15 protein-coding genes are annotated in these 17,074 nt (G+C 45.9%); all 15 read right to left on the bottom strand.

What is annotated here, in order from left to right:
* Positions 1-2 precede the first annotated feature (2 nt).
* Positions 3-1,010 carry a DUF5106 domain-containing protein gene (locus tag G7Y45_RS11090; RefSeq protein WP_165015467.1) on the bottom strand — a complete coding sequence of 336 codons (1,008 nt, stop codon included), beginning with the start codon at positions 1,008-1,010 and terminating at the stop codon, positions 3-5.
* Positions 1,011-1,128: 118 nt separating this feature from the next.
* The gene (locus G7Y45_RS11085; protein ID WP_005808921.1) at positions 1,129-1,497 is read right to left on the bottom strand and encodes a hypothetical protein; all 369 of its coding nucleotides are present in this window, start codon (positions 1,495-1,497) and stop codon (positions 1,129-1,131) included.
* A 19-nt stretch (positions 1,498-1,516) separates the two neighbouring features.
* Positions 1,517-3,490 (bottom strand): BACON domain-containing protein, encoded by a 1,974-nt coding sequence (locus G7Y45_RS11080; RefSeq protein ID WP_165015519.1) that lies wholly within the window; start codon positions 3,488-3,490, stop codon positions 1,517-1,519.
* Positions 3,491-3,636: 146 nt separating this feature from the next.
* Positions 3,637-4,821: a hypothetical protein gene (locus G7Y45_RS11075; protein ID WP_165015464.1), complete on the bottom strand. Its 1,185-nt coding sequence runs from the start codon at positions 4,819-4,821 to the stop codon at positions 3,637-3,639.
* Between the two features lie 94 nt (positions 4,822-4,915).
* A complete protein-coding gene (locus G7Y45_RS11070) occupies positions 4,916-5,863 on the bottom strand; it encodes a fimbrillin family protein (protein ID WP_014298671.1) in 948 nt (315 codons plus the stop codon).
* A 12-nt stretch (positions 5,864-5,875) separates the two neighbouring features.
* Positions 5,876-7,408: a hypothetical protein gene (locus G7Y45_RS11065; protein ID WP_165015516.1), complete on the bottom strand. Its 1,533-nt coding sequence runs from the start codon at positions 7,406-7,408 to the stop codon at positions 5,876-5,878.
* 40 nt (positions 7,409-7,448) lie between these two features.
* Positions 7,449-8,405 (bottom strand): fimbrillin family protein, encoded by a 957-nt coding sequence (locus G7Y45_RS11060; RefSeq protein WP_165015461.1) that lies wholly within the window; start codon positions 8,403-8,405, stop codon positions 7,449-7,451.
* Positions 8,402-9,472 carry a fimbrillin family protein gene (locus G7Y45_RS11055; protein WP_165015458.1) on the bottom strand — a complete coding sequence of 357 codons (1,071 nt, stop codon included), beginning with the start codon at positions 9,470-9,472 and terminating at the stop codon, positions 8,402-8,404. Before G7Y45_RS11055 ends, G7Y45_RS11060 begins: the two co-directional genes overlap by 4 nt.
* A gap of 43 nt (positions 9,473-9,515) precedes the next feature.
* Positions 9,516-11,087: a hypothetical protein gene (locus tag G7Y45_RS11050; RefSeq protein WP_165015455.1), complete on the bottom strand. Its 1,572-nt coding sequence runs from the start codon at positions 11,085-11,087 to the stop codon at positions 9,516-9,518.
* 18 nt (positions 11,088-11,105) lie between these two features.
* Positions 11,106-12,032: a fimbrillin family protein gene (locus tag G7Y45_RS11045; protein ID WP_165015452.1), complete on the bottom strand. Its 927-nt coding sequence runs from the start codon at positions 12,030-12,032 to the stop codon at positions 11,106-11,108.
* Positions 12,033-12,047: 15 nt separating this feature from the next.
* Entirely contained in the window at positions 12,048-13,103 is a 1,056-nt protein-coding gene (locus G7Y45_RS11040) for a fimbrillin family protein (protein WP_165015513.1), read from the bottom strand.
* Between the two features lie 22 nt (positions 13,104-13,125).
* Positions 13,126-14,121, bottom strand: a complete 996-nt coding sequence (locus tag G7Y45_RS11035) for a fimbrillin family protein (protein ID WP_165015449.1) — start codon at positions 14,119-14,121, stop codon at positions 13,126-13,128.
* Between the two features lie 24 nt (positions 14,122-14,145).
* Entirely contained in the window at positions 14,146-15,105 is a 960-nt protein-coding gene (locus G7Y45_RS11030) for a fimbrillin family protein (RefSeq protein ID WP_175415580.1), read from the bottom strand.
* Positions 15,106-15,117: 12 nt separating this feature from the next.
* Entirely contained in the window at positions 15,118-16,119 is a 1,002-nt protein-coding gene (locus G7Y45_RS11025) for a fimbrillin family protein (protein WP_165015446.1), read from the bottom strand.
* A gap of 16 nt (positions 16,120-16,135) precedes the next feature.
* Positions 16,136-17,074: a fimbrillin family protein gene (locus G7Y45_RS11020; protein ID WP_005808946.1), complete on the bottom strand. Its 939-nt coding sequence runs from the start codon at positions 17,072-17,074 to the stop codon at positions 16,136-16,138.

The raw sequence follows: 17,074 nt of genomic DNA, 5'->3' as shown, positions 1-17,074 counted from the left end.
CTTTATTTCTTCTTTGCGTCCCGTGTCGCCAGATAACCGATTAACTGGTCCATCGATGCGTCCTTCAGGATCACCCGCTTCCGGCGGTCCAGCAAATAGAGGCTCGGCGTGGCATGAATGTCATACAGCTGCCGGCTGCGGATATCCCCCGCCTTATTCCAGCCTACAATCCATCCCCGCGGCATGTGTGCCGACTTCACCAGCCATTCTTCTTCGTTCTCATCCGGATAGACAGCCAGCACGCGCAGCGTCCCTTGTTCCACCATCTCTACAAAAGTGGGCATCTCCTCAAATACCTTCTCAAATTTCCGGCAGTTTGAGCAGTCCGGATCATAGAAAAACAGCAACGTATACTCTGCCTTCAATCCGCTCATCCGCCCGCTCTCACCCTTCGGGGTGACGTACGCAAAATCTGCTGCCTTCATCCCCGGCCGGTTCTTGCGCGCCTGTTTCAAGCGATCCGCGGGGCGTATCTTCTCCCACTCCGTCAGCCGCCCGGATGCCACCATTTGTTCCAACACAGCGATGTAATAATCCTCGTTGCGCATCGGCGAGTTCGGTTCGTAAAGATACTTCTCACCCAGCAGGCAGAAACGCTTGTACGCCGTACTGTCTGCCTCCATCCTCACCATCATGGTATACAACGCCTTCAAATTTGCCTCCGGCTCGGCATACTTCAGCGCGTCGATGAAGTCGGCATACAGTTGCTCCGTATCCATGCCGTTCACCCACGCCGTATCATCCACCAAGTAGTCATCCCAATAATGTTTCACGTAATATGCCGCCCGATCCGCCGGCTCAGTCATCACCTGTGGTATCTCCGGCCGTGTGTAATGCACTACATGTACTGAATCTTTCGCCGCAGATCCAACTACCGGTTCTATTCTTACCTCTTTCCATTCATCCGTCCCCGAACAAACTTTTACCAGCAGCAGACCCAGACAAACCACCACCAGGGCCATCAACACTACCGTCGATACAAATGCCACCAACTTCTTCTTTATATTCATTTTGTTCATGCTTATTATTTCGCCACAGAGTCTCACAAAGACATATAGTACTTAATTCCATATATTAAGAAACTTTGTGTTACTATATATCTATCGTGGTAAATCCGTTTATTGTCCCTCATCTTCTCCATCTTCCCCTCACCACCCACACCGCAGGCAACACATACACCTTTCCTTCATCATCCTTCAATCGTACCGCAGGACGATATTCTCCCGGTTTGAGTTCCGGAATAGCCGCAATCACCTTCTTATCCGAATATGTATACACAAGTTTGATCTCGATTACCTCCACCGGTTTCCTCTGTGCCACCAGACACAATTTAAAATCCTCCAGCGCATAATGTCTCAAATTACGTCCCCAAACCACCAACGGTGCCATTGGTGTGATCGTCCCGTCTTTCTTTCCGCTCAGCGGATCATAAATACCCGTAATCTCCGGAATATCCACACCTCTCCGTACCTCTTCAATCTTCCTTATTTCTATCATACCCTTCCTGGTTAATCGTTTATAGTTCATCATTCATCACGCTTCTTACCGGAAACCCATATTTCTTCATATCGTGCATCAAATACATCTGTCGACTGGGTTCTACGCAAAGCGAATAGCCATATACCGGACTTTGACTACTCCCCGTCCAGTAACGATGACCGTGCGGAACCACAATCCGGCAGCCGTTGATATGGCTCCGGTGTCCGCACAGCGGCAGGTATACTGGTACTCCGTCGTCACTCAGAAGGCAGATATTCGTCCGGTCCTCCTCCCGTTGAAGCTCCATCGGAGCAGCGGGACTGTTCATCAATGCCTCCATTTCAATACGCGATGGTAGCCTCCACCCCTCCGGTGAAGGGTCCAACTCATTAATCCGTGCAGGACTCTCTGCCGTGCCATCGTACCAACTGCCGCGACAGGGCGTAAAATTCTCCTCCCATCGATCAGTAGGACAGCCAAACTGAAAATACGTACCCTGATTAAGTGTGGTACCCACTTCCAACCCCAGCGGGATGGCTACCTGTGCTAATTTCCCGCCTGCCGCCAGATTACGGTCCAGCCAATATTTACCCCGGATACGTACGTATCCACCTTGATAAATAAGGATATCGCGTACCACACCCGTATCATTCACCAACGAGAGCACCGTGTGACGCGCTGCCGGAAATCCACCACGTACCCGGTATCCTGCATTAGAATGTACCTTCACCGTGAACCGTCCGTCATAATGTCCCTGCAACAGTTCAGGTTCGCTCACCTCCACCCAGGCCGCCGCCTCATCGCTCACGATACGCCACGACTGGTTACTGTCCACACACACACTGTATGTCCTCACCTCCTCCCTGTAACCCGGTGGCATCTCTATCACTCCGCTATGTCGTGCACAAGGATCTTCCGGCGGATACTCTATATAATAATCAAAGCAGACACCCTGCATCAATAACAGATCTGTCGTCTGGCTGAAAGGATATGTACCCGTCTCCAACGTCAGAGCCAGCGAGCGCGAGCGCACATTGGCTGGTTTCGCTTCAAGATGTACTTTCAAGTTCTGACTCCCTTTCTGTTGCAGGCCCACAGGCGGATAGACCGAATACCAACATCCACCGTCGTTAGCGTTAGCACTCTTCACGCACCAACATGCCTGTTCATTGTCAGGGATAACGGTTAGCGTCACAGCCTCGTTCTTCCGCCCGGCACTGACATAGAGCCGACGACTGACCGTCAACGTGGGATGAATACCCATCACCTGCTGACGCACCTTGAGCAAGTGTACTCCCTCGCCATTCCCTATCTCAATGGTTGCCTCCCGTTCCACGGCAGAAAAGTTGGTACGAAACTGCATCAACAGCCGGTCCCCCTCACGGCGCACGCCAAGCCAGTTATCCGGTTCACCTTTCGCATAATGCACGCTTCCCGTATACCATTGTTCGCTACACCCCTTCAACTCTACCGGAAGATCCTTTGCCATTGCGTCCGTAACCAATTCTCCCGGAAGCAATGCATCCAATGTGGCAGAATCGGTCTTCTCATTTTCCTCGTCTGTTTCCGTACCGGCAGCTATCAACTCCAACGACGCGCCATGAACAATCTCCTGTAATCCAGTTTCGGCAATACAGATGCCGGTATGACCGGCAAACAGGCGATCCACATCATCACGATGATGTATCCCGCTCAGGCAAAGCGCATGGGGGGTGAATAGCACACAGAAGTTCAACATCCCCTCCTGTACAGTGCAACGCAGCCGCCATTTCTTTTTCCGTTTCAGCACATCCGCCTCAGGGTACTTGCGCACCAAATATCCTCGTCGGTCAAAGACCAACAAGACCGCTCTCCGGCACTCTTCCGACAAATAATCCATACGTTTCAGAATCAGACTCACCGGCCACTCACGGGCAATGTGCACCTTTCGGTTTACCCGCCAATACTTCACGGCGTTGTATGTCATCCCCGAAGCGATAAATGCCATTGTTGCTATTTCCGCTATATCCATAACTTTCGTCAGTTTGTGTTTTCCATTTTTCTTTTCACTACAGATTACACAGATTTTCACAGATTCTTCATTCATACTTTACTAAATGCAACCACACGGAGAGAAAAAACGACTCCGTGTGAATCTGCGTATTCTGTGGTGAGCCTTTACTTACTTTGCACGAAGCGCAGTGCCCTCCCTGCCGGCACGCTTCCTCCTGCCTGTGCCAGGCTCAAGTAAACTTCCGCCTTTCCCCGGTCACCTTCAAGCAGGCAAAGAATACCCATGTTACACCCGGCTTCAGGCAGGGTGGCAAAGCGTTGCAGATATTTCCGGGCACGCTCCGTATCGCGGCGCAACAAGGCTACTCCGGCAGCGTTGATGCATGCCACCGGACTATCCGGATAAAGACGCCCCGCCAAGTCCATCAAGTCATTGAATTCAGCCGAACCTACGGCATGTGCTTCTGCCAAGCGGCAGAAGTCCGCCACCGAGAATGCTTCCGGTTTGCCCGAAGTAACAACCGACACCCCTTCTGTCATGCCTGTCGATGGCTGTGTCGCGAAGCTTCCGTCCACGTAGGTTACCTCGTACTCAATGCGACGTAACCTCCCGAAAAAAGCCGACGACAAATAGTGGTAGGCAGTCCCACCGGCCAAATCCATCAGCATTCGTTCACGACCATCCACCACATCCACTGTACGGATAATATCGAGTACGGACTCTTTGAATGCCATCTCCGACCCAACTATCAGATCGGTCAATCCTTTCCAATCCTCCGCTATCCAGTTCACCTCAAAAGGCACTGTGCCGAAGCTTTTCTCCCGCCGAATATAATCTTTCAATGCCAGTGCTCGTTGTAAACCCAGACGTTCGTTCGCCCGATAGTCACCGTCCGGAGCCGTATAACCTGTCAAACGAATACCTTCCAGACTCACACCCGGTGTTTCTCTAAGCGGACGTGTCACAGCCAAAAGTTTGTAAACAGCTTCTACAAAGTTACGCTCATCATACTTCGTCTTCTGCCCACGACTGTAATCCAGCACGATGCTGCCACTCACAGTCTGCCGCACCTCCTCAACCTTCGGTGCCTCCGTAGCCGAAGGCGACAAAAAGCCTACCCACGAGAGCAGCATGCTGTCCGTAGGCAGGTCAACTTTCACCTCGCATACGGACAAAGGGCGTACCGAGGTAGACTTTCGAGTACCCACCGGGGTTATTTTCTGTCGTACGTTTCGTTTGTTGTTCACTGCCGACGCCGCTTTTTTTTCCGGCGAGTCGGCACCGGTCCCCGCTCCTGCCATGCCCGGAAGCAACAGCAGACACAAGACCATGCTCAATTCTCTTTTCATTTTATCTATCTAAAATCAATTTATTAAAAGGTGTGGATAGCCCGTATAAACCTCACACTTAGCGAGCCTCTCCTATCATTTATTATCAGTCATTTTAAACCACACTTGGAGTATTATTCTGAATGGGATTCTTCGGATCATCCCCCGACGTATACCCGTTGTCGGTTACACCCGCACTCGGAACAATCTGCACATCATTGATTGTCAATGTAACATGATAGTATCCTCCTGCATTCAATGTACCGCCAAACGCAGTAACCGTGACCGTACGGACTTCACCATCTACCGTTACCGAAATGGTCAATTTATTATCAGTCAAAGATTGCGGAGGAAGTAAATATTCATAAACTTGGTTCCCGGATGCAATTTCTACATTCGGATTGTGTACATATCCCTCCGCCGCAGGGGTCCCTTCGGTAATCGTGCCGGTAGTTATATCGACTTGCCGCTGAAGATAAAAATTGGTTGAATTATTCTTCAACACTATGTTTTCAATTTTGCATTTACGGCCTGACATCACATTCGTCCCCCGGACAAATGTAAGTTTCAATCGGGCATACGCATGTTTCATATCAATAAATCGCACTCCTTTATGATCATTATTTATCATGCCTGATCCATCTGCAGACGTAGCGCTACCGTAACACATATCTTTAGCTGCATCATAAATCCGGGCAACCAAAATCGCCTTCGTAGTGTTATCGGCAAATGATACAGACTGATAAGGATAATATGCGTACAGGCTCGCCGAACGGTGATCCACCAGTATTTCTGTAGTAGCCGTCCAACCGGCTACACCGTCGTAACTATAGGGAGCATCATACTGAGGTGGATATCCCTGAGCGTCCGTACGGAAAATACCCAATTTATAAATATCAGTATTGATGACTCCGCGTGTGGACACTCTCGTACTCAAAGAAGCTTCCATAACCCCGATAGGCACTTGTCTATCGGTTGGGATAGGTCCTTCTTCCTCCTTCCCGCAAGAGAAAAAGAGGAATAGACTTAATGAAAGCAAACAACATTCTAATACCTGTTTCATAGAATATACCATTTATCGTTTAACACATCTTATCGTTCTGCCATCAGGCCGCGCCCAACTGTTGTCTATACCGGCACTATTATTACCTTGCATAGCATTAAGCCCTTTGGCTGTTTTTCCGGAAGGAGTCCGGGACCAATAAAAAGCCCAAGCTCCGTTTTTCGATATAGTATTGTTTATTGTAGTAGAGGACTGATCCCGGCTTCCCAAAGCAAGCAGGAATACCCCATTGTTCCCTCCGAACCAAAAACCTTTAGGAGAGCCGCTATAGGTAACTCCCGCATTAATCAGATCTTGTAGTTGTCCATCAGAAGGTGTTTCCCAAGTACCGGGAGGGACTACTTGATAACAGGGGTCATTGGCCGTAGAGTAATTCCCACTATTATATTTACCTACACCGATATCAAGAGTATTCCATCCGATGAATCCTCCTTCTGTCGCACCACCATGATAATTTGACTGAGCAGCCTCAAAGTAAAAATTAGATCCGCTTTTATAAAGATTTCCCCTTGCCCATTTATAGCTCCTCACTGAAATATAATTTGGCACAATGCTAACCGTTATCTTATAATTACCGGCTGCACTGAATATACGGTTTGTAGCACTAACCGTAATAGCGTTATTCATTTGTCCGTTACCGATTTTTAAAGTAGTAAACTTAATCGTAAGCGTACGGCTGGTTTGAGGAAGTACCTTATACACATTACTATTCACCGTGGTAGCATTCGGATTAGTCCATGCCACGTTCAATGTCCCGCTTGTCCCCGTTACAGGAAGAGTTGTCTGGCTCGCATTCCAGGTCACAGGGCTGTTGCTAAGTCCCGAGATAGTTGCCGCACACTGCTGAACCGTATTATTATTAAACTCTTTAGCCACTACACACAACTGAAGTTGGGCACACTGCCTTGAAAAACTAATGCCGCTCAACAGGCATTGCCCGCTTGCATCGGCCTTTACATCTACCCCGGTCTTCTGACACAACATAAAATCCTGGTTATGCGTCACTGTCGTCGACCAATTACCGGACAAAGCAGCCGGAGCAGAATTGGTTCCGTATGAATAGAAGACAAACGCATACGTCCCGGGCCTTAACACCCACTGTCCGGAAACAGCTGCGGGAGTGGCTGTATTCGCTACAATCGAGGCAATACCGGAAGCATTGATACTATAAACCGCTGTACCCGCATAATTAGCAGCCGTTATGGAATTGTTTTTATAGGCTACAACCCGAAACTGCATATTGGCCATATTGCCACGCGTCTGTACCGGATTAACGGGAAGTAAAGATTCAATTGTCGTTTCTACATCATAGCCCGAATCATAAGTACTGTCCAAAGGCTGCACTATCTTTGTCAAAATCTCTCCGGAACGGGTAACCGCACCACCCAGAAACTCATCTACCCCATCCACTTTTACGTTGATAGGCACCATCTCCCCATCTCCTTCTATCGGATCATGATGTCCCGAAGGAAATCTTTCATCTTCCTCCCTGTCACACCCTGTCACTGTAAGCAAAATCAAGAACAAAGAACATGAACAAGCCATTAGGCGAATCATACTTTTAAGTATTCCCGTTTGCGTCCTGTCAATTGTGCATCTCATATTTATAATCAAAATTAGTATTCCCTTGAGTCCCGTAATCATTCACTGTCAAAGCATCCGTAAGTACCATCTGTATATCTGTAATCGTCAGAGATACATTGTAGTACGACCCGGCATCCAACGAACTGCCCAATCCCGCAATATTCAAAAAACGCACTTCGTCGTCCACCGTCACAAGAACTGTTAATGTATTGCCGGCAAGTGGCTGCGGAGGCAACAAGAAGTCATAGCTCGATTGCCCCCCAATCGCTATACTCACATTCGGATTATAAACATAACCTGTTGTCACGGCAGTTCCTTCGGTTGCACCGGCTGCCGTGGTGATATCCAAATGACGTTGCGGATAAAAATCGGTATTATTAGATTTTAAAGTAATATTCTTTATATTACATGCCTTACTCTTATCATAATTCGTTCCACGCAGCAATGTCAGTTTGAGCCGGGCATAAGCGTGTTTCATAGCTGTAAACTCCACTTCCGGAGCATCATTATTAATCATGCTTGCACTCCCCACAGGTAGCCCCTTCCCATAGCACATATCTTTGTCCGCACTGTAAAGTTGCGCATTCAGGACGGCTGTTGTCGTATTGTCTACAAAGGAAACGGATTGATAAGGATAATAAGCATACAAACTCACCCCGCGATGATCCACCTTCACTTCTGTAGAAGCCGTCCATCCGGTTGCTGTATACGTATAAGGCGCATCATACTGAGGAGGGTAACCTTTGTCACCGGTACGAAACAGTCCCAATCGATAAGTGGCGTTAGCAATCAGCCCACGCGTAGTCTCCGCACCGTATTCAGGAACAGCAACTGTCGATATTCCTATAGGAATCTGCCTGTCGGATAATACTTCGGATGAAGTATCCGTTGTAATCTCTGCCCCGCATGATATAAACAATCCGCACATGGCAATAAAAAACATATTATTAATTTTCATGACCAAAAACAGTTTAAAACAGAATTTGTATGTATAGTAGCCTCACCTATCAAGTCTCCCGAAGCCTCTTGGGGCGTAGGCCAGTCAACAGTAGAAACTCCATTCGCCCCAATGACGATTCCATGCGCCCCCTGTACGGTAATCTCAATCAAATATTTTTTCCCGGCTTCCAATTGAGACAATTTAGTAAGCGGAATCCCCAATGTATATACATCACCATCTACTGTAAGGTCTACTTTCATGCCACAGTCAGCTACTCCCAGAATGGTTCCGATCGATCCTAATGTGCAAGGCGCGATAAGGAAGCCCACCTCTACATAATCAGTTTCCAGTTCCGGAATCGTTTCGTCCACTTTCTCTGCGATTCCCGGCTCCGGAGTGGCTTCAGAGGCGGCATAAGTTCCGTTTGTAATATCCAGAGTAGTGTATGTCAACACATTGGATACCTTTATTTTTGACAGCTTAGCATCTTTGGTATACTTATGTCTGTTGACCTGAAAAACGACCCAGCTATAAGCATGCTCCATATTTAAAAAAGAAATATCTACAGGAGTTTTACTTTTTACAGGCTGAGTAAAACTGGTCTCATCGGCTATTCCGGTTCCCGGCCCATAGCACAAATCTTTCTCAGCCGAATACAGTTTTGACTTTAGAGGAATGGCTGTCCGATCCGTATAATCCAATCCGTTTTCCTTATCGGCATGATAAGGATAGATTGCCCAAAGGTTTGCATAAACTCCTTCGGCCAGTGACACAGTGTTTTCATCATCAATCGGCGTCCACTTTCCTGTCACCTTGGTATATTTACAGTTATTCCTGTCCGAATATTTTCGGGTACTACCAGCTCCATTCGCCGCCACATCGTCAGTCAAAAAGACCCCGATAGATTCTCCGTCATTAAGTGCGGCACGAGTATTGACCTTATGCGGCTCGATTACACTCACGCTATTGACAGTGCAAGGTACGGTGGCATCATCGGGTATACCATCCATATTGTCATCCTGGCTGCAGGCGACCAAAACCAGTAGCAGACACCAAATCCTGATCAGATCATTTAAATTATTCATTATTCATTTTTTACGACATTACACTTCACCATTTTCAAAATTTTCATCTTTTGACGCATCTTATCGGGAATGCATCCCAATACCAATAATAGTTATTTTTAACAGCATAACTCTGATTAAACTCCAGATAATAGCAACGCTTATTACTGGCGCCCGTACTGCTTCTGTAATACCCCGTTTCACGCCAATAGTTTACATTATTTTTACCTCTGTTTCCCATTGCAGGCAGAAAAACTTTATCACCGCCAAAAAATCCTCCCCTCTTACCATTCATATTTCCAGACCTATAGCCACTATTTCCCAGATTCTGTAACTGGTTGGCAGTCGGAGTACACCATGTTCCTTGGGGAAGAACCTGATAGCAAGGATCATTGTTGGAGGAAAAAGAGCTTCCTCCATACGTATTATTACTGGAAGAGAGAGTATTCCAGCCGAAAAAAGATCCACCTTCTGTACCACTGTGATAACCACTTTGTGAAGACTCTAAATAAAAATTACTCCCACTCCTGTAAACGTTCCCTTTCGCCCACGTAGCTCCTCCCACAGTAATACCGTTTCCGGTTATCTTAACAGTTATCTTATAATTACCTCCTGCCACAAATTGACGTCCGGTGACATTAACCGTCACTCGGTTGTTGTATTGTACATTACCAATTCGCAAAGTCGTGAACTTAATGGTTAATGTACGGCTGCTCTGAGGGAGCACCTTATATACATTACTATGAACCGTAGCCGCATTCAAGCTGCTCCAGGAAAAGTTTACAGCTCCTCCTGTGCCGCCTGTTGAAAGGGCTGCCTGACCGGCATTCCAGGTTATGTTATTGCTATTCAAGTTGGATACAGTGGCTGCACATTGTTGAACCGTATTATTAGAAAAATCATTGGCCGTGACAGCCAGTTGGAGTAGAGCGCACTGACGTGTAAAGCTGATTCCTCCCAATGTAAACTCTCCCCTATCATCGGGAGCTACTACAACTCCTTCTTTCCGGCAAAGCATAAAATCCTGATTGTGCGAAACGGTTGCGGACCAATTACCGGACAGCATTGCCGGTGTACTATTCACTCCATAAGAATAGCACACAAAAGTATATGTGCCCGGCCCCAATATCCATTGTCCGGCACTATTGACAGGAGTAGCTGTCTTGGCTACAATAGCCGCGACTCCCGAACCATTTGTCTTGTAAACAGCTGTCCCCGCATAATTAGCGGCAGACGAAGCATTTGTTCTGTAAGCCACTACACGAAACTGTACATTACCCAAGTTGGCACGGGTCGACACACTATTCTCCAATGGAACCGACTCCACTGTTGTCTCCACATCATATCCGGTATCATAAGTAGAATCCAAAGGCTGCACTAAACGAGCAACAGTTTCTCCAGAACGCGTCACTGCCCCTCCGTAAAATCGATCAACCCCGTCCACACTCAATTGTATCGGAACCATCCGGCTTTCATCCACAGCGGGCTGTTCTTCATCCGGAATCGATGGATAAAACGTATCGCTTTCCTGACTGCAACCCATTACGAAAAGAGAAAACGACAGGCTCAAACAAACCATTTCCATGTACCGTCTCATTCCGCCATTTACTTTTAGTTTATCTTTCAGTTGTATCATCTTTATTCTCCGTTTATGTTATAATTCCGTATCTATCGGAGTATTTCCTTGTCCGCCAAAATCATTGACAGTAACAGCCGCCGATGACAGGATGATTCCCACATCCGTAAATGTCAGCGATACTCCATAATATTTCCCCGAATCCAAAGAACTGCCTAACGTTGAAATGTCACAACTCCGAGTCACCCCGTCGACAGTGACAAGAATAGTCAATTTACTACCGGCAAGTGGTTGCGGAGGAAACATATACTCGTATGTCACGCTTTTACCGGCGGCAATATTAACGTTAGGATTATGAACATACCCGGTAGTCACAGCGCTTCCTCCGGTAGCTCCGGCAGTTGAAGCAATATCGAGGCTACGTGTCAGGTAAAAATTGGCATTATTCGATTTGAAAGTAATATTCTGTATATTACATTTCTTAGTCTTATCAAATTTTTCCCCGCGGGTCAGTGTCAACCTCAACCGGGTATACGCGTGTTTCATATCCAGAAACTCAACAAACGGATTGTATACACTAACCGGACCTCCACCCAAGGCTCCACCTGCTCCATAGCAAATGTCCTCTCCGGCATTGAACAACTGTGCTTGCAGGGTCAAGGTAGTGCCACCTGCCAGTCCGGCATAATTTCCGGTCGCTGTATGATAAGGATAATAGGCAAAAAAAGAAGCATTCCGATAATCTACCTTGATTACATCATCAGATCCCCACTCTCCTCCTGAATAAATATGCTTCACATTGAATAAAGGCGTATAAGTACCGGCAGTGGTCCGAAAAACCCCTAAAGCGTATGTATCATCGTTTATAATTCCGCGTGTTGAGGGCCTATCGTCGGAAGAAGCGGACACTACAGCCAGTGCCTTCTCTCCGGACACCTTGTCTTCTTGTTCACAAGAGACTAATGCAAATAGGATGCAAATAAAAAATAATAGGTTTGTCTTCATACGTTTAATATTAAATTACAGTGCTCCTGATCCATTTTCTATAGGATCCGACGCCCAATCTTCTGTTCCCACTTTACCACCATCAATAATGATCTCTGTTGTATCTTTAATAGTAGTGGCATCACCACCGTCAAATTCTGTTGATTGCCACTCTGTCGTGGTAACCTCCACTATATTAATCGGTATTCCCCCTCTGATATCCAACCGGACTACGTGGCGCTTTCCTGCTACCAGTTCGGCAAGATCCGCCTGTGGCACAATCACACTGAACTCACGTTCATCGATGGTCAAAGTCAGTTTCAACCCGGACGCAAGAACCTGCGGAACAAACAGATAGTTACAAGTGGTATCTCTCGCCGCTTCTCCTACCCCCAATCCCGTGTCATGCATAGGTCCGGAGGTTGGATATGAATAAGAAGTAACATCCGTTGTGTTTTGCAGGCTCCCGTCTTTTATATCGAACGTCCCGGTGTCAACCATCGGGTCTCCGTTATCCAATTCTATACGTACATTGGTTATTTTACACTGCAACGGATACCTTCCGTTACGAATCATCTCCAAAGAGAGCTGAGAATAAGGTTTCTCTAATAAAAATTCTATCTGTGGTGACAGATTATTGACTGTGAGAGTCGCATTGTCTTTGGCATACCACCAATCCGCCTCCTCCGTGTAAGCTTGGTTTTTTAATGTGGTCTGTGTAACTGCGGAAAAAGTAACTCTACCATATGGATAATAAGCACACAGACCGGCTCTTGCCCCGCCCACCCAAACAGGGGTCTCTGACGTCCATTCGTCATCAGGCTGATAAGTGTATTTCACATTACTCTGAGGGATAACATAGTTAGCATCCGCTATCAAAAAAACTCCGATACTGCTCCCTTCAGGCAAGGGTTGAGCGGTAGCTCTTGTAGTCACATCCGCCTTGAACGAAGTGAATACGCTTAAAGGCACACTGTCCGTTTTTTCTGTCGGAAATAAAGTTCTTTCCTGCGAACAGGCAACCAATAATAACATCATTGCATATATGGCAGCCACAGAAGTATTTATATTCATATTGAGTTTCATAATCATGCTGTTCATTTTTGTATAATCATTAAGGTCGTCGGGGAAGCGGTTCGTAATCTATACCTTCATTCAGTATTTTCTCATCCCAGTCAGTAGTGGTTACGGTCACCGATTTAATTGCAATCCCTCTCAATTTCAAAGAGACAACGTATTTTTTACCACTCTCGAAATCAGAGAGATCGTCTATCGGAATGATCACCGTTGCCGGAAATCCGCTTACATTCACTATAATGCTAAGCCCTTTAGTCGGTTCAAAAGGGTCAGGCAATAATTTTGTAGGAATCATAAGCAGATCAGCCTGGTATTTTTTAGTAGGACTGTCTAAAACATAAGGAAGGTCTTTTGTAATGTTATATCCACCCCTGAATTGTTTCTCCGTATCATCCGGATGGATGCCAACAGTACCACTCGTAATATCTATCACCGCTTTTCGAAACAATGAGTCGTTTGCCAAAGCCACCGAATTAATACTACATGTAGCCGGATAAGCATCTTCGACCCCTATATTCAATACTAAACGTGAATAAGCATGCTTAAAACGCATATTTACAAAATATTCCTTAGCATCAACTACCTGGTTAGTCACATAATACAGTTCTTTTAAAACGTCATAGTTTTGTGTCTCCATAGGAATTTTAGTACGGTCCTTATAAAGCTTATCCACTGTTTCTTCCGTATAGGGATAATACCCGCACACATCCGCCTTCTCGCTACCTAAATAAATGGTACTCGCCTCCGACTCGGCTGTCCATTGACTCTCACCGGCATTTAGCGTATATTTTCTGTTATTCACAGGCGTATAACTCGTTTCGGCAGCCTGCCCATGACAAAACAAAGCAATGGAACTTCCGGGCGTAAAAGCTGCATTGGCACGGGTCTGTAGATTGCCTTCCACAATGGAAGCAGACGCAATCTCCAACTCAGTACGGGCTGTTTTGTCTTTTTTCCAATCCGGTAAGCTATCACCATCGCTGCACCCCAGTAACATGCAAACTAAAAAACTTATGTATAGTACTCCTTTCATTGTAGCTCAGTTTTAAATATGATTTTATTCAACAGGATATTTATCCCCGCCATTGACCTTATCATCTTCCCATTCCAATGCTTTGACGGTAGGCACGATTTCTGTTCCTTTGATCTTTAATCCGATAACATACTTCTCTCCCTGCCTGAACTCTCCAAGTTCGGAATACGGGATCTCCACGAGCATCTGTTGTCCATCTACCACAAGGCTGACAGACAGCCCGAATTGTCCTCCTTCCGCATCTTCCCGGTCTATTCCAAGCAGAACCGGAATCATCAGTACACGGCGTACATAAGATTCGTCAGCAAGCAATGTATGAGGTGAAGCTGCAGTTACTGTTGTCAAATCATAATTCCCTGTTTCCGAAGCCTGTATGCTTCCGTCAACGGCAATGTTAATAGTGCCTTTTTTTATTAAAGCAGAATTCATCAAGGTTATTTTACTAATTTTACAAGGCATGAAGTAGTTCTCACGACTGATCTTTAGCTCCACCAAAGAATAAGCATGCACCATATCAAAAGTAATCGCAGGAGTAAAACCATTTATCATTGTATTCAATGCATAATAGATATCTTCAGTATCCACATAATCCTGTGATTGTAATGGAATGACCGTCTTATCCGCATACGAATCTTTATAAGGGTAGTAAGCGCAGACATCAGCATCGTTACCCACTAAATAAATTGTATCATTAGCCGTCGGAGGTCCCCAATGACCTTCGCTGTAAACGTATTTACGGTTGTCAATAACTTTATATCCGCTTTCAGGTTCTGTGCCCGACAGAAAAATCCCTATGGCCCCCTTCGTCAGAGCTACCGGATCGGGAGCTAAACGTGTAACTACCTCCTGCTTAATGACTGCCGAAGATACCTCGAGCGGTACTCGAAGTGCAGATGCTTTCCATCTCCCGTCATCCATCTCACTGTCATCAGAACAGCTACTCAATAAAATACCTCCCACCAGGATCAATAATAAACGTTTCATAATCTTCATATTCTAATTAAAACTGGTATCATAATCACCGCCACCGCCTCCGGTTCCTGTCTGCACCTCTGTCCAATCCCTGTCAATCAAGATTTTGTTACTCAGCAAAGTTAACTTTCCACCTTTGACAACCAATGACACAGTATATTTAGTACCTCTTACAAATGTGCTCAGTTTATCGACCGGAATAGTGACGGAATAATCCATGCCATCCACCGTAAGTGTCAAGACTACGCCTTCGGAAAAAGTTTGTTGGGGCAGCAGCCAGTCAAAACTCGTATCATCTGTAACCCCTATTGCAAATCCGTCTTTTAAACCGGTCGTCACAGTGTGAATATATTGAGGTGTTTGTGTTCCGCTTCCTTCGGTTCCGGTACTGATGTCAACCGTATTGGCTGTGATTATATTTCCGGCAGAAGCCTTTATTTTTGCTTTCGTTATCTTACACGTGTTCGGATACGTGGCATCCCGTACCACAGACAATACCAAACGGGCATACGCACGCTTCAATTCAAAATTCGCAGTAGGAGTCTTTTTCCAGACTTCATCTCCCCCACTGACAGCAAAACGCATATCTTTCTCCGCCGCATAAGTCTGCATTGTCAGGCTGGCTTCTGTTTTCAACGAACTATTTTTAAACTCTACAGAGTTATAGGGAGCATAAGCACATAGCCTGACGTAAGTGGCACCGACATATATCACAGTAGAAGCCGGCTTCCAGTTTTCTCCCGCAACACGGTTATAACGAATATTTTCCAATGCCGTATAATCCGTCTCGGGTAAACGGAAAATTCCTAATGTTCCTTCAGTCATTTCTACAGCAGTAACAGCACGAGTGTCGACCTCTGCACCGGTTGTAGCCCGGATTTCAAGAGGTATCTCTCCGTTCTCACCCCCTACAGAGTCTGCAACCTCTACTTGTGAACAAGAGCTCCAGCCTACTATTAAAAGCCACATCAGCCACAAGCGTCTTGCCAAGTGAGAATCCGGATTATGCGTATAAAGTCGTTTCATGATTCATCCTTCCTTTTTATGGTTCCGGATTATATTCACCATCTACCGGTTGATTATCCCACGGAGTATCTTTCACACTCAGTTCAAGTGCAGTACCTTTCAGTTTCAGGCTGATCTGATGAATAATGCCTTTGGTTAATGCGCCCAATTTAGTATACGCAACCGGAACTGTCATCAGTTGACCGTCCACCGTCAACTCCAGTGTCACTCCTGTATCTCCATTGTTGGCCAATGTACAGGGAATCATCAGTACATTACTTTTTATAGTCCCCGATTCAGGAACCACAATGCCATCTGCCTGCTTTGCCACATTTGTCCAATAACTGAACGCAGCATTGATTTTAGTCGATGTATAAACCGCTGTTGCCAGGTTCAGCGTAGCATTCTCAATTATATTCGCGTTCTTTATGGCTATTTTAGTTACTCTGCATGTATTAGGATAATTCTCCCGGCTAAAGACAAATTCGATTTGCGAATAAGCATGTCCCATGATAAACTCAACGCTCTTAGCGGCAGAAGTACCATTCACTGTTTTCTTACCTGCATATACCAAATCAAGTTCGGCGTCAAAAATCTGAGAAGTCAAAGAAACAGCTTCTTTAGTTGCCAAATCTAATTTCGTTGTTTTCTTATAAGCACACACATTGGCATTCTCTCCACCCAGATAAATTGTTTCCGTGTTGGGTTTCCAGCCGGAGTTATAGTCATACTGTATATTGTCTTTTTTTACATAACTGGTTCCGGATTCGCCTTCCAGAAAAACTCCGATCGAACCTGATGTAAGTAATTGTGGCGTGACGGCACGTGTCTGCACGTCACCTGTTACAAATGCAGAAGCAATCTCTAAAGGAACTTTTTGTTCTTCTACCGGAAAATCATCATTACCACAGCCCGCCAGTAAAATCAGCGATAAAGTGGCTATTATAATTGGTTTCATATCAGACTTGGTTTTCAT

Origin of the sequence: Bacteroides sp. ZJ-18, assembly GCF_011038705.2 — a bacterium.
Lineage (GTDB): Bacteria > Bacteroidota > Bacteroidia > Bacteroidales > Bacteroidaceae > Bacteroides > Bacteroides hominis.
The sequence above is the reverse complement of the archived record's forward strand: the minus strand, read 5'-3'. Positions and strand labels throughout refer to the sequence as shown.